General features: G+C 49.8%; 16 protein-coding genes, 1 tRNA gene and 2 other RNA genes. 10 read left to right on the top strand and 9 right to left on the bottom strand.

The window, feature by feature from the left end; all coding sequences use genetic code 11:
- Positions 1 to 202: 202 nt before the first annotated feature.
- Both MR847_RS00220 and MR847_RS00215 read left to right on the top strand, forming a co-directional pair.
- Positions 203 to 937 carry an IMP cyclohydrolase gene (locus tag MR847_RS00220; RefSeq protein ID WP_277003689.1) on the top strand — a complete coding sequence of 245 codons (735 nt, stop codon included), beginning with the start codon at positions 203 to 205 and terminating at the stop codon, positions 935 to 937.
- 78 nt (positions 938 to 1015) lie between these two features.
- Complete coding sequence (locus MR847_RS00215) at positions 1016 to 1459, top strand: acetolactate decarboxylase (protein ID WP_287722513.1); 444 nt, start codon at positions 1016 to 1018, stop codon at positions 1457 to 1459.
- On the opposite strand, the gene MR847_RS00210 is transcribed toward MR847_RS00215, so the two are convergent.
- On the bottom strand, positions 1429 to 2175 hold the full coding sequence (locus MR847_RS00210; protein WP_100426481.1) for an amino acid ABC transporter ATP-binding protein: 747 nt from the start codon (positions 2173 to 2175) through the stop codon (positions 1429 to 1431). The genes MR847_RS00215 and MR847_RS00210 overlap by 31 nt on opposite strands.
- A complete protein-coding gene (locus MR847_RS00205; RefSeq protein ID WP_100426482.1) occupies positions 2165 to 3658 on the bottom strand; it encodes an ABC transporter substrate-binding protein/permease in 1494 nt (497 codons plus the stop codon). The genes MR847_RS00210 and MR847_RS00205 overlap by 11 nt, the downstream gene beginning before the upstream one ends.
- Before the next feature lie 131 nt (positions 3659 to 3789).
- Here MR847_RS00205 and MR847_RS00200 point away from each other — a divergent pair, with 131 nt between their 5' ends.
- The 3 genes from MR847_RS00200 to ssrA all read left to right on the top strand — a co-directional run bounded on the left by MR847_RS00200 (position 3790) and on the right by ssrA (position 6953).
- A complete protein-coding gene (locus MR847_RS00200; RefSeq protein ID WP_287722509.1) occupies positions 3790 to 4080 on the top strand; it encodes a hypothetical protein in 291 nt (96 codons plus the stop codon).
- Between the two features lie 152 nt (positions 4081 to 4232).
- Positions 4233 to 6506, top strand: coding sequence for a DUF6055 domain-containing protein (locus MR847_RS00195; protein ID WP_287722507.1), 2274 nt, complete (start codon positions 4233 to 4235; stop codon positions 6504 to 6506).
- Between the two features lie 90 nt (positions 6507 to 6596).
- Positions 6597 to 6953, top strand: a transfer-messenger RNA (tmRNA) gene (gene ssrA / locus MR847_RS00190).
- 59 nt (positions 6954 to 7012) lie between these two features.
- On the opposite strand, the gene trpF is transcribed toward ssrA, so the two are convergent.
- The 5 genes from trpF to ligA all read right to left on the bottom strand — a co-directional run bounded on the left by trpF (position 7013) and on the right by ligA (position 12776).
- Complete coding sequence (trpF, locus tag MR847_RS00185; protein ID WP_287722505.1) at positions 7013 to 8488, bottom strand: bifunctional indole-3-glycerol phosphate synthase/phosphoribosylanthranilate isomerase; 1476 nt, start codon at positions 8486 to 8488, stop codon at positions 7013 to 7015.
- A 67-nt stretch (positions 8489 to 8555) separates the two neighbouring features.
- Positions 8556 to 8879 (bottom strand): hypothetical protein, encoded by a 324-nt coding sequence (locus tag MR847_RS00180; RefSeq protein ID WP_287722503.1) that lies wholly within the window; start codon positions 8877 to 8879, stop codon positions 8556 to 8558.
- A 23-nt stretch (positions 8880 to 8902) separates the two neighbouring features.
- Positions 8903 to 8987: transfer RNA gene (locus MR847_RS00175), tRNA-Ser, on the bottom strand.
- 97 nt (positions 8988 to 9084) lie between these two features.
- On the bottom strand, positions 9085 to 10782 hold the full coding sequence (locus tag MR847_RS00170; RefSeq protein WP_287722502.1) for a M3 family oligoendopeptidase: 1698 nt from the start codon (positions 10780 to 10782) through the stop codon (positions 9085 to 9087).
- Positions 10779 to 12776, bottom strand: coding sequence for an NAD-dependent DNA ligase LigA (ligA, locus tag MR847_RS00165; protein WP_287722500.1), 1998 nt, complete (start codon positions 12774 to 12776; stop codon positions 10779 to 10781). Before ligA ends, MR847_RS00170 begins: the two co-directional genes overlap by 4 nt.
- Before the next feature lie 46 nt (positions 12777 to 12822).
- On the opposite strand from ligA, the gene MR847_RS00160 reads away from it, so the two are divergent.
- From MR847_RS00160 to MR847_RS00150, 3 genes are read left to right on the top strand one after another with little or no spacing between them, the layout of a single operon-like run.
- Positions 12823 to 13680, top strand: a complete 858-nt coding sequence (locus MR847_RS00160; protein WP_287722499.1) for a hypothetical protein — start codon at positions 12823 to 12825, stop codon at positions 13678 to 13680.
- Between the two features lie 2 nt (positions 13681 to 13682).
- Entirely contained in the window at positions 13683 to 15038 is a 1356-nt protein-coding gene (locus MR847_RS00155) for an aldehyde dehydrogenase family protein (protein ID WP_287722498.1), read from the top strand.
- A gap of 4 nt (positions 15039 to 15042) precedes the next feature.
- Positions 15043 to 16302, top strand: coding sequence for a DUF763 domain-containing protein (locus tag MR847_RS00150; RefSeq protein ID WP_106519462.1), 1260 nt, complete (start codon positions 15043 to 15045; stop codon positions 16300 to 16302).
- Here the strand turns inward: MR847_RS00150 and rdgB are convergent.
- On the bottom strand, positions 16299 to 16922 hold the full coding sequence (gene rdgB / locus MR847_RS00145) for an RdgB/HAM1 family non-canonical purine NTP pyrophosphatase (protein WP_287722496.1): 624 nt from the start codon (positions 16920 to 16922) through the stop codon (positions 16299 to 16301). The genes MR847_RS00150 and rdgB overlap by 4 nt on opposite strands.
- An 85-nt stretch (positions 16923 to 17007) precedes the next feature.
- An RNA gene (gene rnpB, locus MR847_RS00140) (RNase P RNA component class A) lies at positions 17008 to 17377 on the bottom strand.
- A 34-nt stretch (positions 17378 to 17411) separates the two neighbouring features.
- On the opposite strand from rnpB, the gene MR847_RS00135 reads away from it, so the two are divergent.
- Both MR847_RS00135 and MR847_RS00130 read left to right on the top strand, forming a co-directional pair.
- A complete protein-coding gene (locus MR847_RS00135) occupies positions 17412 to 19679 on the top strand; it encodes a DUF748 domain-containing protein (RefSeq protein ID WP_287722494.1) in 2268 nt (755 codons plus the stop codon).
- On the top strand, positions 19676 to 21430 hold the full coding sequence (locus MR847_RS00130; RefSeq protein WP_287722492.1) for a BamA/TamA family outer membrane protein: 1755 nt from the start codon (positions 19676 to 19678) through the stop codon (positions 21428 to 21430). The genes MR847_RS00135 and MR847_RS00130 overlap by 4 nt, the downstream gene beginning before the upstream one ends.
- Positions 21431 to 21435 lie beyond the last annotated feature (5 nt).

Here is a 21435-nt window from a genome sequence, read left to right as displayed (position 1 = left end):
TCTCAGCTTTCGCTGCCTTTGTTCAGTCAAGGACTATGCAAGAATCGTGCCAAAGCATAAAACGGGATTTTTTAAGGCTTTTTGGGGATATTTTGGGAAAAGTGTTTCACAGAACGTTTCAAAATGAAACAAAAAGCAAAATGGCGAAAAATGAAACGAAAACGGCGTTCCTTTTCTATATTTGCCGCAAAACAACGAGGTCATGATGAGCTATCAGTCTAAAGCAGAAGAAAATTTCCAGAATCTTTCCAAGAATCCGTATCCGGGTCGCGGAATCGTTCTCGGCACGTCTCCGGATGGAAAGTCCTTTGTTCAGGTCTACTGGATCATGGGCCGCAGCGTCAATAGCCGCAACCGTGTTTTCGAACTGGAAGATACGGGCTTTGTGAAGACCAAAGCTTTTGATGAAAGCAAGCTTACCGACCCGCATCTCATCATTTACTATCCGGCTCGCCACCTGCCGAATTCCCACATCATCACGAACGGCGACCAGACGGACACGATTTTTGACGGCATCCGCTTGGGCGGTTCTTTCGAAAGCGCTCTCGCCACCCGTGAATACGAAGATGATGCTCCGAACTTCACCCCGCGCATTTCCGGCATCACGTACCGTTCCGCAAGTCCGTATGTGTACCAGCTTTCGGTCCTCAAGTCCGAAGACAATTCCGAAGATGCAGGCTGCATTCGCGAAACGTTCAGCTATGAAAAGGCTCTTCCGGGCCTTGGCCACTTCGTCTCGACCTATGTGACGAATGGCAGCCCGATTCCGTCTTTCGCAGGCGTTCCGCAGTGGATGCCGATTTTTGACACCGCAGAAAAGACTCTCGATGCTTATTGGAAGGCTCTCGACGCAGACAATAAGGTTTCTTTGCTTGTGAAGTGGATTGACCGCGACACGTTCGCCGCGAAGACTTTGATTGTGAACAAGCTAGGCTAAGCCTTTTAGTGAACACGGCTAAACGCGCCTTTTGAAGATGCCCGAAAGTTGGTGACGACTTTCGGGTTTTCTATTTGAATGAAAAACAAAGACTTTAGGGGAGAACGCGTGTATCAGATTTCCACGTTGAACGCATTACCGCTGGGTTATACCCGAAAGGTCGTTACCATTGCGGACCTTTTGGCGCATGGCGATACGGGCCTTGGTACTTTTGAAAATCTGGATGGGGAAATGATCGTTTCGACGGGAGTGCCTTTTGCATCGGTTGGATGGTTGAAAGGCTTTGGTCTGAACAGCATGCACATTGTGCGAATCGACGGTTTCTTTGAAAAGGTGGATGCCCGTTCGGAAAACGGTCTAAGAACCCAGCACGTGGAACTGAAAGAGCTGCTCGGGATGAATCAAAAAGCCTTTACTTTTGAAAGATACTTACTCCCTGAACAAGGCGTCCTAGAAGGACATCAAGCAGGTGGAGCAGGGAAAGGGTTAATTTACTTTTTTAACGCTGAAAGAAATTCCTGAAGGCGGGCATCCTTGGGGTGGTCGAAAATTTCTTCCGGAGAACCGTCTTCCTTGATGATTCCGTCCGAGAAGAAGAGTACGCGATTGGCGACTTCTTTGGCGAAATTCATTTCGTGGGTTACGACGAGCATGGTCATGCCGGATAGGGCGAGTTCCTTCATGATTTTGAGAACTTCTCCGACCATTTCCGGATCGAGCGCGCTTGTGGGCTCGTCGAACAGGAGCACTTCTGGATTCATGGCAAGAGCGCGTGCGATTGCGATGCGCTGCTGCTGTCCACCGGAAAGTTGTGCCGGATAATGATCGGCCCTGTCGGAAAGTCCTACGCGCGCTAAAAGTTCGCGAGCTTTTGTTTCGGCTTCGGCTTTGGAGAGGAGACCGAGCTTTGCCGGGGCAAACTGGATGTTTTTGAGGGCGGTCATGTTCTTGAACAGGTTGAACTGTTGGAAGACCATTCCTACGCGCTTTCGGATGTCCGGCTTAGAAGTCTTTTTTTGAAGAATGCTTTCTCCGTCAAGGAGAATGTCGCCACTTGTCGGATTTTCGAGAAGATTCAGCTGGCGTAAAAAAGTGGATTTTCCACAACCTGAAGGCCCGATGATTGCAATGACATCGCCTTTGTGAACATCCAAGGAGACGTTCTTGAGAATCTGCTTTTCGCCATAAGCTTTGCAGAGATTCTTGACCTGAATCAAAATTTCACTATTAGCGTTCATTTTTCTTCATCCTCTTTTCAAGCTTAGAGACGACGGTAGAAAGGCCCGCAACGAGTACAAAATAAATTGCGGCGACGGCAAGAAGCGGGAGCATGGCTTCGTATGTCATGCTGCGGATAATGTCTCCGCCACGGGTCAGGTCGGTGAGACCGATGTAGCCGACAATCGAAGTTTCCTTGATGAGGGAAACGAATTCGTTTGTCAGGGCGGGCATGGAATTTTTAAAGGCTTGCGGATAGACGATGTAGAAGAGGACTGTGCGGAAGCGGAGACCGAGGCTGCGACCCGCTTCGATTTGCCCAGGATCCACACCTTTGATGCCGCTGCGGATAATTTCGGAAACGTAGGCTCCGGAATTCAAGCCGAATGCGATGATGGCGACAAGAATCTTGTTGATGTTGACGGATGAAAATACGACATAGTAAATGATCAAAAGTTGGACCATCATCGGGGTTCCGCGAATGACGGCGAGATAAACTTTGCCGATGGCGTTAGGAATTTTGTAACGTCCGTTGTATTCGTTGTTCACGCGGAACATGGCGATGAGGAAGCCGATGACAATGCCAAGAAGGGCTGCGAAGAAGGAAATGAGGAGCGTGTTTCCGAGGCCTTGGACGATAAATTTCCAACGGGCATCCTTGATGAAATTCTTGTAAAAGTGTTCGGAGAAACTTTCTTCAAGCTCGTCGTTTTTTTCTCCGCGGACGATGACGACGATTTTGGAAAGCGTGTAATTGTCTGTAAAATGGATGGACTTTTTGCGTTCTTCGGTCACGGAGAATCCGGCAAAACCCATGTCGGCCTTGCCTGAGGAAACGGCGTTGATGATCGCGTCGAATTCAATATCCTGGATTTCAAGGGTGCGCCCGAGGAAATCGGCGATATAATAGCAGATGTCGATGTCTAAACCGATGATTTGGTTGCCTGCGTGATATTCGTATGGAGGAAATTGCGCGTTGGTCGCGAGAACGAGCTTCGGACCGTTCTGGACTTTTGGCGTGTAACGGAATTCGCTTGTGCGGTTGATGTATCGGTTGAATAGGGAATCGTAAATTCCGTTCGCCTTCATTTCTCGGATGGCGAGGTTGACGCTGTCGAGAAGGCTTTTATTTTCCTTGGCGATGACTCCGGCGTAGAATTCTTCGACAAAAACTTCGTCGAGGATGCGAAGCGATGGGTTTTGCTTGACAAAAGCCTTTGCCGGTTCGTCGTCACTCATAACGGCATCGATTTTTCCTTGACGGAGAGCCTGGATCGCATCGGCGAGTTTGGTATAGCGTTCCACATCGATTTTGGCAGTGTCTCCTCCGAAGTCCGATGCATAGATGTCGGCGGTGTTGCCGATCTGGACGCCTACTTTTTTGTGGCCTAGGTCTTGGATGGAAAAAACGCGGTTCTGGAGGGCGTTTTGGGAATTTTCGCAGGCGGTGATGGCGAGCGAGATAAACAAACTTGTAAGGAATAGAAGTGTGTTCCGGATCATCTGTTTCGATTTGTTTAATGGGTTCTGCTCTAAATTTAGTTTATATTTAACAGAGATTTTTTGAAAAAGTGGGTTTATGAAGGAAATGAGCGTTATTCTAAGCGTGTAATTCAAAATCCTGTGAGGCGAAAATGAAATTGCGCAAAATTCTTTTGGGTATCTCGGTTCTTCTTGCGATGGGAAGTGTGAGCTATGCGGCAACGGCAAGCGAAACCGTTGACAAGGCTGCCGCCGGCACCGAAAAAGGCATTAAAAAGGGTGCTGCCGGAACTGCAAAAGGTGTCAAGAAAGGTGCCGCCGGTGCTGAAAAAGGTGTCAAAAAGGGTGCTGCCGGAGCCGAAAAGGGAATCACGAAGGCGGCAGAAGGCACCGAAAAAGGTTTGACCAAGGCTGCGAACGCGGTTTCAAATTTCTTCAAGTAATCAAGCTTATTCGTATTCTAAAAGTCCAGAGGGAATCCTTTGGGCTTTTTGGAACTTTTCTCTTTTTAACACGACTTTAACACGTTTTTTGCCCATAAAAAGGCTTTCTTTTTCCATCTCAGAATATTTTAATTCTAAAAAGGAGATGGGCTGTGAAAAAGGTCTTGATTTCTACGGCGATGGTCGTGTTTGGATTCGGTTCTGCGTTTTCGCAAACTTGGAGTCCGGTTTGTGAAGCGAAAGGGCATACGCTGATCGCTTCGTCGGATCATTTTGAAATTTGCAAAAAGGCGACTTTTGACGACGGGTCTGCGAACAATGTAAGCGTATCATTAAGCGATGCAGAGACCGCCTTGAAAACGCTTGAATATATTTTTTCCGTTTACCATGATTCCTTAAAATGGATGCTTCCGCAGCCAAGCTCTGCCAATCTGAAGTGCAAGAGCGTTGCTTATATTTTTGAAAATTCAAAAATGGGGGCTTTATATGGTGGGTCGAATTCGGAAGCCTGCCTGAATGGAGAATGCTCCCCGGGGCTTTGGCTTGGAAACGGCGCCTTATCGGATACCTGGGGGCTTGCGCATGAATATGCGCATGGCATGCAGGGCGTGGCAGGATGGATGGGGAATAATTCCCACACGGGCTGGATTGCGGAATCCCATGCAAACTGGATGGCGCATCAGGTTTACCCGACAGATGCGCATTACTGTTCCGAGGCTCTGATCAATTTTCCGTACCTGTATTACGGTTCTACCCGAGACCGCTACTGCAACTGGCAATTTATGGAGCATTTGAAGGAAGAATTCGGGGGCGGCTATGCTGGCGCCATGGAATTCAATCGGATCTGGATGGAATCGGTGGGGGACGACGGAACGGAAGCGCGTATGTTGCAGACTCCGTTCACCGCCATGATGATGGTGTATGGCTGGAGCCTCGATTCTCTAAACAAACAGTTTGGAAAGTTTGCCATGAAAAATGCGACCCTTGAATATGCGCCGGCAAAGAAGGCTCTTTATCAAAAAACTTGGGGCGATTATGAATTCGAAACACGCCGGGCGACAGGTTGGGGGGACATTTATCGCAGACATCCCCGTGTGACCATGATGAATCGCTTGGATTCGGCAAATAATCGCTATATCTCCCCAAGTTATTGGGCTCCGCAGCGTTTGGGATACAATTTGGTGCGCATTTATCCGGATTCAACAGGAAAGGTGACGGTAAAATTCCGTGGCATTGTACAGCATGAAAAAGTGGTCAGCGGCTATACCTGCTTTGGCGATAATACGGATTACTACGACAAAGTTTATCATTGGTGCAATTATTCGCCGGATACGATTCCCGAAGCGGCGAGCCAGTGGGCTTTTGGACTGGTTGCCGAAGGCTCGGACGGATCGCCGCGTTACAGCGAAATGAAGCTCGATACGGCGGGAAATATTTCGATTGAGGTGCAGAATTCTGACAAGGCGCTTTGGCTTTCCGTAACCGCGGCTCCTTCGAAAATGCATACGATCCTTTGGGACCAGTTCTATTACAGCATTTATCGATACCCTTATATGATTGAAGTGGAAAACGGTAAACCGGAAGGATTCCAGGAGAACGCCTGGGTTCCGAGTAGTACTGCGAATTATTCCAGACATTCCAATGGAGGTGGCTGGGTTAGCAATAGCGCAAGCGTGGCTTCGACGGTTTATGTGGGCCCGAATGCCGTGGTAAACGGCGGAAATATCAGCGGCAATGTGCGGATAGAAGACTTTGCCGTGGTGAATGGTGGAACGATTAGCGGAAGTGCGGTCCTTCGTGGACGTGCTTTGGTTACCGGAGGAACGATTTCCGATAATGCGATCCTAGAAGATGACGCTTGGCTTGTCAGTGGAAAAATATCCGAAAATGCGAAAGTCGGCGCCTTGTCGATGATCGTCAACAGTACTATTGGAGGGAGTGCAGAAATCTACGGCGTGATGTGGGCTGTTGCCGATAAGACGGTGAACGGAACGGCTCAGCTTCGTGGTGATTTGGAAAATAATTTTACGTCGACGATTTCGAAAGGCGTGTTTTATGGCGTGGTCGATGATGGTATGCTGACCTTGGACAATTACGGAGCGAACCGTACGGAAGCGGTTCCCGAAGTGACGGCAAGTATTGAAAATGCGGCTTGGTATGAAATTGAAGACGACAAGACTTCGGTCAAGGATCGGACCCCTGTGGCAGAAAAGCTTTCGGCGGTGAAAATCGGAGAAACTCTAGTGGTGAAGCTCCCGACAGGCTCCAAGATGCTTTATGTAACGGATTTTCGCGGTAAAGTTCTGAAAAGCCAAAAGGTGGATTCTCGTTCGGTGAATGTGGAAATTCGAGATTTTGCGAAGGGAAATTACATCTTGATGGTGAAATCTTCCGAGGGACTCCAAAATGTCCGCTTTACAAGGTAAAAACGGGATTTTTCTGAAGTTCCATGTTGGAATAAGGGAGAGGACTTGAAGCCTTTCCGAAAATTTCGTAAATTGGAAATGTGATTCTGCGGGGGTGCTCTGGTTTCGACAGGGCTGCTGAAGCGTGAGTTGCGTGCCGAGGGTCTGGCTGGCCTCGTAAAAAAGCCGGAAAACAATAAGTGCTAACGAAGATTACGCACTCGCTGCTTAATTTATAGCAACGCTGGAACTGGATCCCCTCCCACGGGATTCAGACCTCCAGTCGCAATGTGGGATAGGATGGCGTCATGCTCTGGGGCGACTTCCAAAATTTACAGAGCTGGCTGGAACCTGCGCCGACCTTCTTGGGCGTAGAGACCGGTGAGACCTTAAATACGAAGGGAACGCACGTAGGAATGAACGGGGACGTGGTTTTGGACAGGAGTTCGACTCTCCTCACCTCCATCTTCGAAAAGCGGTCGCTCTAGGAGCGACCGCTTTTGCATTGTAAGGATTCTGTTTAATCTTTAACGGATTGCCTTAAAGAAGGCGCGGAGCTTGTCTGCATCCTTCTTTCCGTGGGTAGCTTCGAGGGATGTCGAAAGATCGACGAGTTCCGGTTCAAAGCGCTTAACGATTTCTGCGATGTTTTCCGGGGAAATGCCTCCGGCCATCCAGAGAGCTTCCTGGGCACGCACGGCGTCCACAAGGGCGTCATCGATGCGTTTTCCCGTTCCGCCGACAACATCGGGCACGTAAGCGTCGATCAGAGTACGCGGAAGGCTGTGCTTGGAAGCTGCAATCAGAGCTTCGACTTCGGACATGGACTGCAGACGGACTGTGGAGTAGTAGCCGATGTTTGCACTTTCTGCTTCTGCAGGAATCGCTACGCCGTGGAACTGGACCGCGTCCAAAACGCCTTCGGATGCAAGTGCAATCGCGGTCTTTTCTTCGGCGGTGCCGTGGTCTGCAACGACGCCCACGCAGAGAGGCGCCTGCCCTTTGAATTTTTCTTTCAGGCTTTGGACGATCTTTCGCGTGTCGGCTTCGTTTGTGTTGCGCGGGCTTTTGCTGTAGAACATAAAGCCGAGCATGTTAGCTCCGAGTTCCGCTGCGAGAAGCGCGTCTTCGACGTTCGTAATGCCGCAGATTTTAGCGAGAGGCTTGCCGGGGAAGTTCTTGCGGATTTCTTCACGCTTTTCGGCGTATGCCTTCCAAAATTTTCCGTAGCCGTTTGGTTCTGCGCCGAGGAAGGCGCTGACGAGATTCTTGGCGGAGTCTGGCGACTTTGCCGCTGCTTCTCCGATGAGAATGCCTTCAAAGCCCAGACGGCGGGCGAAAGCGGCATCGCTGGGTTCCTTGACACCGCTTTCGAAAACGGCGCGAGGTCCGAGTTCTTTGCGGAATGCGGCTGGGATCAGCGGATCGATGTGGAAGTTGCGCAGGTCGCGGGCGTTCACGCCGGCGACGCATTCACCGTCTTTTTGTACAAGCTTTAACTTGCGAAGATCGTCTTTGGTGCGGACTTCGACAAATGGAGTCATGCCGAGTTCTCGTGCGCGGTTCGCCATGGCGCACAAGGTAGAATCGTCGAGAATGCGGGCGATCAAAAGGACTGCATCAGCACCAAAGTCGTAGGCGACGTCGATTTCTTCCGGGGAAAGGAGAAAATCCTTGCGCAGAATGGCACAGTTCGGAGCCGCAGCGGCGACTTTCAAAATATCGGCGAGGGATCCGTTAAAGTAATTGCCTTCTGTGAGAACGGAAATCGCGCTGGTACCGGCTTCGGCATACTTGCGAGCGGTTTCGACCGGGTCGAGTCCCATGGCAATGTTTCCTTTGGACGGAGAGGAACGCTTGACTTCAAGAATGGTTCCCGGCTTTGCGATAAACGGGTGCAGTGGGCGAGTGCGTTTGGGACGTTCGAATCCAAAACAGATTCCCAGACGTTCGATATCCGCTTTGCGCTTGGCTACGATTTCTGCTAGAATGTCTCGACTCATAAGAACCTCTCAAACAAAAAGGCAACTCGAAAGAGTCGCCTTTTTTGATAAACTGAATTTTACAGGATTAGATGCCGAAAGCGTCGTTCGCTGCATCAAGAGTGCTTGCGCTGTCTTGAACCGGAGCTTTTGCATTTGCCTGCTGAATTTCGGCAACCTTAGCATTTTCGCGGGCTTCAGCTTCTTCCTTGGAAAGGATCGTAAGCTTATTGTCCTTGAATTTGTCCATTGCAATCGTCGTCGGCTTCATTTCAAGCGTCAAATAGCCAGATCTGGCCTGTTCGTTGATGAAGCGTGCTTCATGAGCCATCATGACAACAGCACGAAACGTGGAGCCTTTGCAAGCTTCGCTAGCGTAGATATCGTCAAGGTAAACGCGATGATTAGACATAAGCCACCTTGTTAGGTTTTTAGAAGAGGGAGAGGGATTCGAACCCTCGTTACAATTAAGTAAACACGCTTTCCAAGCGTGCGCCTTCAACCACTCGGCCATCCCTCCAAAGGATGCGTGCCAAATATAACTAAAATGGGCGCTTCGTCAAGACGAAATGCCCAAAAAAGTGAATTTTTTTTGAAAAATCCCAAAAAAAGTGAAATCAGTGTTCCAAACGGTGTAGTTCGTCGGAAAGATCGCGAATCAGCGGTTCAATCGTTGCTGCAGAGAAGTCAAAACGGATATTCGCCTTTGCAAAAAGTTCCGGGAGCGGACGGCTTGCACCGAGAGCTTCTGCCGCAAAAAGGTCTTCAAGACCCTTCTGCGGGTTCTTCTTGAAGTTTTCCCAGACCTGTAGGGCACCGAGCTGGGCTATTCCGTATTCGATATAGTAGAACGGGACTTCGAAGATGTGCAACTGCTTTTGCCACAGATAGGCGCGTTCGTCGTCGAGACCTGTGTAATCCACTCCTGCTTCGTAACGGTCCATCACCGAGAGCCACATTTCCTTTCGGTCTGCGGCGGTGTGGTTCGGGTGGGAATACATCAAATGCTGGAAGGAATCGATCGAAGCGACCCACGGGAAGAGCCAGATGATTTCTTCGAGTTCATCGGCACGGCTGCGGTTTGCGTCTTCGGGGTTCGGATAGAATGGGGAAAGATCTGTGGAACCGATGAGTTCCATGCTCATGCTTGAGACTTCGGCGAATTCCGAAGGCACATTGTGGTAAGCGGTAAGCGGAAGGCCCGAAACGCCAAACTGTTGGAATGAGTGACCACTTTCGTGGAGCAGTGTGTAAATATCTCCATCCGTTCCGGCTGCATTCATAAAGATGAACGGACGTTCGCTTTCTTCAAAGCCGATCTGGTATCCGCCCGGAGCCTTGCCCATACGGCAGTCCGGATCGATCAGGTGTTCGCGTTGCATGGTGCGGAACCAGGCGGAAGTTTTCGGGGAAAGTTTGTCAAAAATCTGACCGACTTTTTCGATGAGTTCGGCACCTGTCTTGAAAGGTTTGAGCGGCGGGCGAGAAAGCGCGTCGACCTTGGTATCCCATGGACGAAGCTTTTGAAGATTCATCTTTTGAGCCTTGGACTTGTAAATGTCCTTGAGGTACGGAAGGATGATCTTTTCGATGCTTTCGTGGAAGGTGCTGCAGTCTGCTGGAGAATAGTCGAAGCGGGACTTTGCCTTGAAAATGTAATCGAGGTAATCTTCGTATCCCGAGTTCTTGGCAATTTGGATGCGGAGCTTGAAGAGGTTGTCGAAGGCTTCATCCAAGCGTTCCTTGTCTTGCAGACGACGGCGGGCGATTTTTTTCCATGCGTCTTCACGGACAACGCGGTCTGTGGAAGTGAGGAACGTTGCCATCTGCTGGAGCGTTTTGGTTTCACCGTTGTGTTCGACGCTCATCGTGCTCGTGATCTTTTGGTAGTCCTGGATCGCGGTCGTTTCTTTTGTCGAAAGAGGAATGTTCTCTTTGCGGAAAAGTTCGAGGCTCGTGCGCACATCACGCAGGTACACGCCGAATTCGTGTTCGAGTTCTGGGACGCTTGGATGTTCGATCAGTTTGCGTTCGAGTTTGTTGTTGTAATCTTCACAGATCGGGTCGATGTTTTCGACAAAGTCCATGTAGGCTTTGGCGATGGCTTCGTCTTGCGTATGGGACGTCATGTCCACATAGCGACGGCAGCTGACTTCGGAAAGAACCGTGGTGAGTTCGTTCCACTTGAGAAGCCAGGCGCGAAGCGCTTCTGCATTTTCCGGGATCTTTTCGATCAGAAGCTTTTCGTAATATTCGGTAACTTGCTTGGTATTATCTGCCTTAAAATCAGCAGGAACAAAGGATCTTTTCATCATGCTTCCAAATTAGATAATTCTTGTAAGAGCCAGGCTTCGTCGTGGATAGGGATGCCGAGTTCCTGCGCTTTGGTGAGCTTGGAGCCCGCTTCTTCGCCGGCGAGCACCCAGGTTGTTTTTTTGCTGACCGAGCCGGAGACCTTTCCGCCATTGTCTTCGATCATTTTGCGGGCGGTGCTCCGGTCGAGAGTTGGAAGCGTTCCCGTGAGAACGGCGGTTTGACCGGCGAAATGGTCCTTGACTTCGCCTTTGAATTCTGTGGGAAGTCCAAGGGAGACAAGGGCGTCGATTTCCGCTTTAAAATTCGGGTCGCGGAAAAAGTCATAAACGCTTTGAGCGATGCGGGCGCCGATGTCCGGAATGTCGGTGAGCTCTTCGAGAGTTGCTGCTTCGAGCTTTTCGAGGGTGCGGAAGCGGCGGGCGAAAATGCGAGCCTTGGTGCGACCTACAAAGCGGATTCCGATGCCAAAGAGGAAGTTTTCAAGGCTTAGGGATTTGCTCTTTTGGATAGCGTCGATTACGTTCTGTGCGCTCTTTTCACCGACGCGTTCAAGGCTGACAAGGTCCTCTTTTTGAAGTCTGTAAAGATCGGAAATCTGGGAAATCTTTTTCGCTTCGATGAGTTCTGCGATGAGGGCTGGTCCGAGATTTTCGATATTCATCGCTTCGCGGGAAACGAAGTGTTCAAAAAGACATTGTTTAGTCGCGGGACAGTGCAGATTTTCACAATGCAAATCTACAAGGCCTTCTTTCTTTGCAATGGGCATTCCGCAGACCGGGCAGCACTCGGGCGGCTCGATCGGACTAGTGCCTTCAGGGCGTTTGGAAAGATCCACTTCAATGATTTTCGGAATGATATCGCCGCCCTTTTCAACGCCGACGGTATCGCCGACACGGATGCCCAAACGTTCGATTTCATCAAAGTTGTGGAGAGTCGCACGTTTGACCGTTGTACCGGCGAGCCAGACCGGGTCAAAATTTGCGACCGGCGTGATGCGTCCCGTGCGACCGACCTGGAAATCAATTGAACGGACAGGCGTGTAAGCGCGTTCCGCTTTGAATTTGTAAGCGAGCGCCCAACGCGGACTTTTGGCGGTGGAACCGAGTTCCTGCTGCAGATCGAGGTCGTTCTGTTTAATGACCATGCCGTCGATCGGGTAGGCGAGAGAATCTCTGCCGGCGAGAATCTGGTCTGAAATCTGCATGATTTCTTCGACGCTGTGAGCGATCCAAAAATCGTTCGTGTGGAAGCCGTAGTATTCGAGAAGCTTTAAGTTGTCGGAGTGCTTTTTGTTGCCGACGCTTTCGGGAATGTGGTAAGCGATAAAGCGGAGCTTGCGCTTGGCGCATTCCTTGGGGTCTTTGAGCTTGAGGGTTCCTGATGCGGTGTTGCGCGGGTTTTGGAAGCCTTTCTGACCGCGGGATTCGAGTTCGTCGTTCAAAAATTCGAAAGTCTTGAATTCCATGTAGACTTCGCCGCGGACTTCCAAGTCTCCATCGGGCGCGCCTAAGAGCTTATGCGGTACATCTTCAATGGTTTTGACGTTTGCGGTCACGTCATCGCCGATAGCACCGTTTCCACGGGTCGCTGCGCGGACAAGAATGCCGTTTCGATAGGTCAGGGCCATGCTGATGCCATCGATTTTTCGTTCACACACCCATTCCTTTGCGCTTGGAACACGGTCCATCGCCTGGCGGACGAAGTCTGCGACTTCTTCCTTGCTGTAGGCGTTCGAAATCGAGAGCATGGGAATTGCATGGGTGACTTTGGCGAAGTCGTTGAGAAGGTCGCTGCCGACTTTGCTTGTGAGCGAATCCGGATTTTTCCATTCCGGGTGGGCAATTTCCAAAGCTTCGAGCTCTTTGATGCCAAAGTCGAAGTCCTGGTCGCTCATCGGGGAGTAACCGTTTTTGTAATAGGCGTCGCTCGCTTCTTTTAATTGTTTTTGAAGTTCACGATACCGGGAAAAATCTGCGGAATTTTCTTGTGCCATGCTCAAAAAATAACATTTCGAGATTTCCTTTTCTATTTTATGCAAGATGAATTTCCGTAAAAACATTTTGCTTTCTTTTAGGATTTTGGCTGTTGCCGTTCTCGTTCCTGCTTGGGCAGCTAAACCGGTGGAATTTGCCTCTTCGAAAGCTTTTTCGTCGGAGGCGCTGTTTGGAAAACTCGACTCCATTGGAAAAGGCGCGACCTGGATGGAATGGGATACGGACGGAATTCTCGACCCCGAAATTCAGGCCTTGGTGGCCGACAAGAAGGGAAATATCCGTGCCGATGTGGAACACGGCTGGTACCTGAACGTTCCGGGCAATTCCAAATTCGCTGTGCTCCGCAAAAAAAGCGAAGGCGAATCTCTGACGTTCTACGACGTGGCAAAGTTCACCACGAAAAAGGTTCCGCTCGAAATCTCCGAACCGCTTGACCCGAAGAAGGTATTCCGCGATTACCGCGAAACGATCCGCGGGCATTTCGTCCACCTGGACGATACGAATTTACAGGTGACCGTCCGCGACAACGAAATTCAATTTTCGTACTTGAAACCCGACAACCAGGCGCTGTCGACGGTCTATAATTTTACAACTCTTCCGGAACATCAGAAGCAGGCGGAAATCCAGAGTCGCCGCGCTTTTTACGCCTACGAATATTCCCTGATGATTCAAGCGTTTATCGCGAGCACTCGTGGACTTTTCAACTGGCAGATTTGGCATTGGTACAACTCGGATTGGACGGAACATTCTCAAATTTCGGACAGGGAAATCGCTTTGATTCTCGCTTCGCCGGATCAGGGAAAATTTGTTCGAATCTTCTTTGATAAACTCGCGGACGGCGATACGGTTGAAATGCTCTCGAACGCCCATGGCTCCTTTATTCTTACCATTCGCCGGCGTTAAAAATGACTCCTTTTTTGGAAAAGGCTTTGGCGGTTTTTGAATCGGGAAAACTTCTCGATGTCGAATATCGCATTCAGAATTTGAAAGCGCTTTACGCTTGGATTCAAGAACAGGAATCGGAAATAGAAAAAGCTCTTTTTGCCGATCTTGCAAAGTCGAATCACGAAGCGTTCATGACGGAAATAGGGATAGCCCTTTCGGAAATTTCCTATGTGAAAAAACATTTGAAAAAGTGGGTTCGACAACAGCCTGTGAAAACGCCGCTTTCGCTTTTTCCGGCGAAGAGTTACAAGCTTTATAGGCCTTACGGTCCGGTGCTCATTCTTTCGCCGTGGAATTATCCATTTTTACTCGCTGTGGAACCTTTGATATCGGCGATTTCGGCAGGGAATTCGGCGGTCGTAAAACCTTCTCTTAAAACGCCTCATGTGTCGAATTTGCTTTTGAAGCTTGCGGAAGAAGTGTTTCCGAACGGGGATGTGCAAGTTGCTTTGGGAAATCATGCGCTAGCCGATACGCTTTTGTCGGAACCTTTCCGGTTGATTTTCTTTACGGGAAGTCCAAATGTGGGACGCCACGTGATGGAACTCGCTTCTCGGAATTTGACTCCGGTCGTGTTGGAACTGGGTGGCAAAAGTCCTTGCGTTGTCGATGAATCGGCAAATCTTGAACTCGCCGCTCAAAGAATTACTTTTGGAAAACTCACGAATGCAGGGCAAACCTGCATTGCTCCGGATTTTCTTTATGTGCAAAAATCGGTGAAGCAAAAGTTGGAAGCTCTGCTCGTGAAAGCCTTCAAAGCGTTTGCCCCGCAAGGCGCGAACACGGAAACGCTTGCCAATATAATCGACTTTCCGCATTTACAGCGTTTGCAAAATTTAGTGCAGAATGAAAAGGTGCTCCTCGGCGGAAAAGCTTCCGGTAAAAAGTTCGCCCCGACCCTTCTTTCGGATGTCGCCTGGGATTCTCCGGTGATGCAACAGGAAATTTTTGGTCCGATACTCCCGATCCTTTCTTTTGAATCCGAAGCGGAAATGCTTGCGAAACTCCAAACGCTTCCGCATCCGCTGGCGTTTTACGTTTTCACGTCGAATAAAAAGCGCGTTCAAAACATTCAACGGGAATTGCACTTTGGCGGTATGTGCGTGAACGATACGCTGATGCAAATCGGTTCTCCGGAACTTCCTTTTGGCGGAGTCGGGAACAGTGGAATGGGGCGTTACCATGGGGAAGCGGGATTTAAAACCTTTTCGCACGAGGAAAGTGTTCTAGAACGGGGGACCTGGCTGGATTTGGATTTCCGCTATCCGCCGTTTACGGATGCGAAAAAGAAACTGGTCCATTTCTTTTTGAAGTAGAAAGATGCCGAGAAGAACGGGTGTTGCGGATTTGCCTTTGCATTCGGGGACAGTTCCCCGGTGGCTTGCCGATCGCATGCGTGACATGGGGCGGTTGATCGCAGAATCAATCGTTGAAAATTACGGGAAAAAAGAATTCTTGGTACGCTTAAGCGATCCGCTGTGGTTTCAGTCGTTTGGCGCTGTCCTTGGCATGGACTGGCATTCGTCGGGAATTACGACAAGTGTGATGTATGCGCTCAAGAGAGGCTTGAATCCGATAGCAAAGGAACTCGGTATTCGCGTTTGCGGTGGCCGTGGCAAGTATTCTCGGGAAACGCCGCAAGAACTTTGGGAAGTCGCAAACGCCACAGGCCTAGACGGGTACGCTTTGGAACGCACGAGTAAACTTTGTGCCAAAGTGGACAATACCGCCGTCCAGGACGGCTTTCAACTTTACCAGCATCACTTCATCGTAACCGATGAAGGAGACTGGGCGGTAGTGCAGCAGGGCATGAACTCCGGAGCGAAATCTGCCAGACGTTACCACTGGTGTTCTTCAAATTTAAGATCCTTTGTAGAGGATCCGCATACCGCCGTGATTGGCGAAAATCGCGGACAAATTTTGAATTTGACGGCAGAGAAGGCTCGGCGCACCCGGTCTTCGATTTTAGATTTTTCCCACGAAGATCCCGGGCGTATGATGCGCGAAATAGTGCAGATTGTACAGCCGAACGCATCCATCATCGTTCCGGCTCAGACCGACCTGTTCTTACCTACACCCGATCCGATTATCGTGAGCACGAACCGTGACTGCCGAATGCCTGCACACCATGAGGTTCGCCCGGAAGATGTGGACTTAAAACGCTTGGGCGGTGTCCTTGCGACTGCTTACGAATCTGAACCGAAGGACTTTGAAAGTTTACTGCTCACGCCGGGTCTTGGACCGCGTACCTTACAGTCGCTGACGCTTGTGAGCGAAGTAATCAACGGCACTCCTTCCCGCTTTCATGACCCGGCCAGGTTCTCCTTTGCGCACGGCGGAAAAGACGGTCATCCGTTCCCCGTACCGACCCGGGTTTACGACGAATCGATCCGCGTTCTCGGGGATTCCATTGAAAAGGCAAAGTTGGGCGACCGCGATAAAATGGAATGTTTGAACCGTTTGTATCAAACACAGCTCGCTGTGGAAAGGAACTGTTCTCCTCTAGCCGATTTCGACAAGACGATTGCGCATGAAAAAGCCCACTCCGAAGAATGGGGTGGGCGAACGGTGGGCGATTAAGTTAAATCCGCCTGCAAGGCTCGAATCGCATTTCCGCGGTGGCTGATGGGCTTTTTTTCTGCGAGTTCCATCTGGGCGAATGTACGGGTTTCTCCATTTGGAACAAAGAGCGGATCGTATCCGAAACCCTTATCGCCGATCGGGGCGAAGTTGATTTGTCCACGGCATTCGCCTTCATAGATTTTAGGTTTGGAAATTTCGAATTTTCCATCTGCATTTTGCGAAACGGTCTGGTACGAAAGGACGCAGAAGTAACGGGCGCTGCGGTCGGTTACGCCTTCGAGCTTTTTCATAAGCTTGACGTTGTTCGCTGCGTCGTCATCATGGTGACCGCAGTAGCGAGCGCTGTAGATGCCCGGTTCTCCGTTCAGGGCAAAGACTTCTAAGCCGGAATCGTCGGCGAGGACGGTCGCTTCGATCCCTTTTTTCGCGAGCCATTCGGCTGTGGTATTGGATTTGATAATCGCGTTTGCGGCAAAGGAATCTCCGTTCTCGTCGATCTCTCCGTCAAAACCGATATCTTTTAAGGTTTTGAACTCGTTGTGTTCCGTTCCGAGAATGAAGGCGAAGTCGCGGATCTTGCCCGGATTGCCTGTGGCGATCACAAATAAGCGTTTCATTTTGTTTCGACCGTGTCTTGTTTGGGTTCGGGCGCAACGATAGCTTTTTTTAAGGCGAGAGCCTCTCCATTTCGAAGAGGCTCTCATAAAAGGGACGACTATAAGCCGGGTTTTGTGCCGGCCAAAGGTCGGCGATGACCATCTATCTGGATCCGCTATTACTAGCGGCCTCAAGCAACCTACCCGAATTCCAGCTGGAAAAGGCTACCCAGGCACTCCGAAGAGTACGGAACTCTGCTTGGTCTTGCACCGGATGGGGCTTGCCGTGCCGTTCCTGTCACCAGAAACGCGGTGAGCTCTTACCTCGCCTTTTCACCCTTACCTCTTGCGAGGCGGTATGTTTTCTGCTGCGCTATCCGTCGTATTTCTACGCCTGGACGTTATCCAGCATCCTGCCTTGCGGTGCCCGGACTTTCCTCCCTCGTTTTCACGAGAGCGGCCATCCGTCGTCCCACTTCAAATGTAGCATAATTTTCTATCCTTTTAAATATGAAAAAAGCGCTTCGTCTCGTCGGAATTGTGGCTGCGATCCTGGTTGTTTTAGTGATAGCGGCCTGTTTTACCGCTCCCAAGATCGCCAAGGGCTATATAGAGGACCACTCCAAGGAACTCGTAGGCCGTCGACTGCAGATCGGGGACATTTCTTTTAACCCGTTGCGCTTTACGATTTCCGTCGACGACTTTACGCTTTTCGAAAAGGACGATTCAGCAAAGTTCGTCGCCTTCAAACAGTTCTATGTGAACATCGACCCGTCTTGCCTCTTGATCGGGGACATCTGTCTTTCGGAAGTGAAGATCGATTCTCCTTATGCGAGAGTGATGAAAAATGGCGGAATCTTTAACTTTACCGATATTTTGAACAAGTTTGCCGCTTCGGCGGATTCTGCGAAGGCAGAGGCTGTCCCTGCCGTTCCGGTGGATACTCTTGCGGCAGATTCGGCAAAGGTGAATGTGGCGGAACAGGTGAATGCGCTACCGTTCGGCATTTCGATCCAGAAAATCGCAATCCTTTCGGGTGACGTGATCTTTATCGATCAGGAAGTGAATTCGAATATTTCGATTCGAGACTTCTCGGTCAAGATTCCTGAAGTTTATTTCTCGAATCAGAATACATCGGCAGGCGTGAACCTGGAATTTGTAAGCGGCGGATCGCTCGGTGTGAATGCAGACTTGAATATGGAGAAGGGCGACTTTGCGGTGAACGTAAAGCTGAACCAGTTTGCCATCGGAACGGTCAAGCCTTATCTTGAAAGTGTCTTGAACTTTAAGGATCTTTCGGGTGTCGTCTGTGCGGATATTTCCGTTGCAGGCAATCTCTCCAATGTAATGGCTTCGACGGCGAAGGGTACGGTCGTCGTGGACGATGTCGTGCTGACTGAAAATTCAGGCAAGACGATCGGTGTTGCGCATATGGGCGTGGGAATCGCCGAGGCGAATCTGAACGAAAACCGTTTTGTCATCGACTCGGTCATGGTGAAAGGCGCATACGCCCACTTTGACCTGAATCAAAATTCGAACAACATCAAAGTGCTGCTCTCCGCAAAGGCGAAGACCCCGTCGAAGGATTCTGCCGCCGTTGCCGATTCGGTTTTGATGGCTCTTCCGGATACGGTTCAGACCGCCGTTTCTGCAAAAGAAGATTCTGCGGATGCTCCGGCGAAAAAGCTCGATGCTCTGCTGAAACTTCTTTCCGTTTCGGACACCAAGTTTACGTTCAACGATAACACGATCAAGGGAGGCTTTAGCTACACGGTTTCGGGCATTTCTGTGAACGCTTCGAATGTGGCATTCGACAGGCAGGCGAGCGTGAATGTAAGCGCCACCCTTCCGCATGGAGGTTCTGCAAAAGTTTCGGCAAAGCTCATGCCGGCAGACCAGACTTCTTTGAAAGCAAACATCGCCGTGAAGAATGTGAACATGGTGGATTTCTCCAAGTATTCCGAACATTATACAGGTTATCCGCTGACCGCAGGATCCTTTGGCTTTGCGTCGGATAACGTCATTCAGAATTACAATATCGACAGCAAGAACATGATCGATATCTACAATTTGACGGTGGGCGATAAGCCTTCGGATGCAGAGCCGGAATACATGGTTCCGATGAAGATAGGCCTTTACATTTTGAAGGATAAAGATGGAAAAATTTCGTTCGACGTTCCGGTGAAGGGGAACTTGCAGGATCCAGAATTCTCTTACGGTAAAATTATTTGGCAGACCGTGATGAATTTGATGATTAAGGTGGCTCTTTCCCCGGCGAAGCTTCTTTTAGGATCTTCCGTTCCGAGTGATTTTGCCTTTGACATCGCTGCAGACGATTTTACAAGTGAACAGTACGGTGTAGCTTCGGAATGGACAAAGGTCTTGTCGAAAAAGCCGGGAGCCAAGCTGACGGTTCTTCAGGTTTACAATCCGAAGAAACAGATCGAAGCCTTTGCGCTTGGCCAGCAGAAGATAGCCTATTACAAGTCTCATACAGGCAAAACGAGTTTGACCCCGGTCGATATGAAGGCCGCACTTGAATCCGCAGAAGATGAAGGTTTTAAACAGTTTGCCGCTACATGGAAGCGCCCCAGTGATGAAGCTTTGATGGCTCAGTTGAACGCCCTTGCCGAAGAACGCAACGCAACGCTTTTGAAGGCGCTGAGCGCACAGCCCGGTGTGACCGCTAAGAATTTGAAGGTGCGTTTGGCAACGCCAGCTGAACGAGGCTCGATTGGTAAAAAATCTGAATTCCGTATGTCGGTGGAACTTCCGTGATCCTTTTCTTTGTCTTGTTTCTTGCCGCATTTGCTGTTGCGGATATTTTGCCCGAACCGGCGTTTACCCGTCCGAGTGCGGACTCTCTCAAATATTTTAGTGTGGATTCCATTGTGGTCATCAACGGGGATGCCTTTGACGATTCCAAGGCTTACTCGTGGGCTGACCGCACGCTTTACGATATCGGAAATACGATTCACATTGAAACGCGCAAGTCCGTGGTGAAAAAGCTCTTGCTCTTTGACAAGGGCGACAAGGTGAATTTGTATGAACTTATCGAAAGCGAAAAGAACTTGCGAAGCCAAGCGTATATCGCCGATGCGCATATTCATCGCAAGGTGACGCCCGACGGCAAGAATATTCTTTATGTGCAAACGAGCGATAACTGGACTTTGTCTCCTGCCGCCTCTTTAGACCGTCCTGATGATGGCGGTTTTAGTTACGGCATCGGCATCTGGGAAAACAACTTCCTTGGATTCGGTCAAACGATCGGTGTTTATTATTCGCACGACCCGTTCCGTGACAAGTTCATGGGCCTGTACAACAACAGCAACTTCCTCTTCCGCAACAACCGTTTTGAATTTTCCATTTCGGAAAATACGGATGGCTACACCCACTACGCGACGATGTACCTCCCGTATCTTTCCCGCAAAAAGAATGAATGGGCTTATACCATTGCGGGCTTTGTAGATAAGCAGGATACGAAGTACTATTGGACAGGGGAGCTTCCGTCGAAAAGACTTTCTCTGTCTGTTGCGGACTCGGTCAAGGATCAGCTTCCGATTTATAACCGCGAGCACGGCAATGCGGTCTTGCGTGTGAACGAAATGGAAGAGGATTCTGCTTCGTTTCGACTCGGACATTCTTTTGGCGGAGAAGAATTTAAAATTTACCTCGGCGCAAGCTATGACTACCATCGCCTGGGACGCTCTTACAAGTCTGTGTCGCGATACCGCTTTATCGATGAAGACGACGATCGGGTTTACGCCTTGGATTCCGCGGCTGTAGAAGATTGGGTTCCGGAACAGCTCGATTCCCGCTTGGGATTGAACATCACCCTTTCGCGCATTCGCTACGACCGTTTAACGAACTTTAAGCATGCGAAGTGGACAGAAGACATAGAAAAGGGTTATAGCCTTAAAGTGGGCATTTCCAAGAACTGGAAAGCGTTCGGAGCGATGAACAACGACGCTCGTTTAGATTATAAGATTTATCTCGCTTTGGGATCGCGTATGCATCATTTGATGTTGAACGCCAAGTCGTATTTTTACTTTAACTCGGACACACGCAGGGACATTTACGAATTCGCTTCGCTCGAATACATCTGGCGTTCGAATGAATGGTTTTCGACGCAGCTCGCCGGGTACATGGATACTTACAAGCGTGCCGCTTACGGTCGACAGCTTTCGCTCGGCGGTTTAGCGGGGCAGGAATTCTACGGTTTTCCGACTTACCTCTACACGGGCCAGGCCCGTTTCTACGGTCAGCTAGAGGAGCGCTTCTTTCCGCACTTTGAACTCGGTACGGTCGCGCCTGTCTTTGCCGTATTCTTTAAAGCGGGGGAAACTTCCGCTAGCATACATGAATTTGAACCGAGAGACTTGACTTATATCGCAGGCTTTGGCGTCAGATTCGTCATGACGAAATCCGTTTCGGGTCTCGTGAATCATATCAATCTCAGCTGGCCTTTGAATGGACCGTTGGTCAGTAAAACTCCTAGGTTCAGCCTTGTCGCACTACTTTCCCTTTAGAGAGG

The organism is Hallerella sp., assembly GCF_022776125.1.
In the GTDB taxonomy this organism is placed as follows: Bacteria; Fibrobacterota; Fibrobacteria; order Fibrobacterales; family Fibrobacteraceae; genus Hallerella; species Hallerella succinigenes.
The sequence above is the reverse complement of the archived record's forward strand: the minus strand, read 5'-3'. Positions and strand labels throughout refer to the sequence as shown.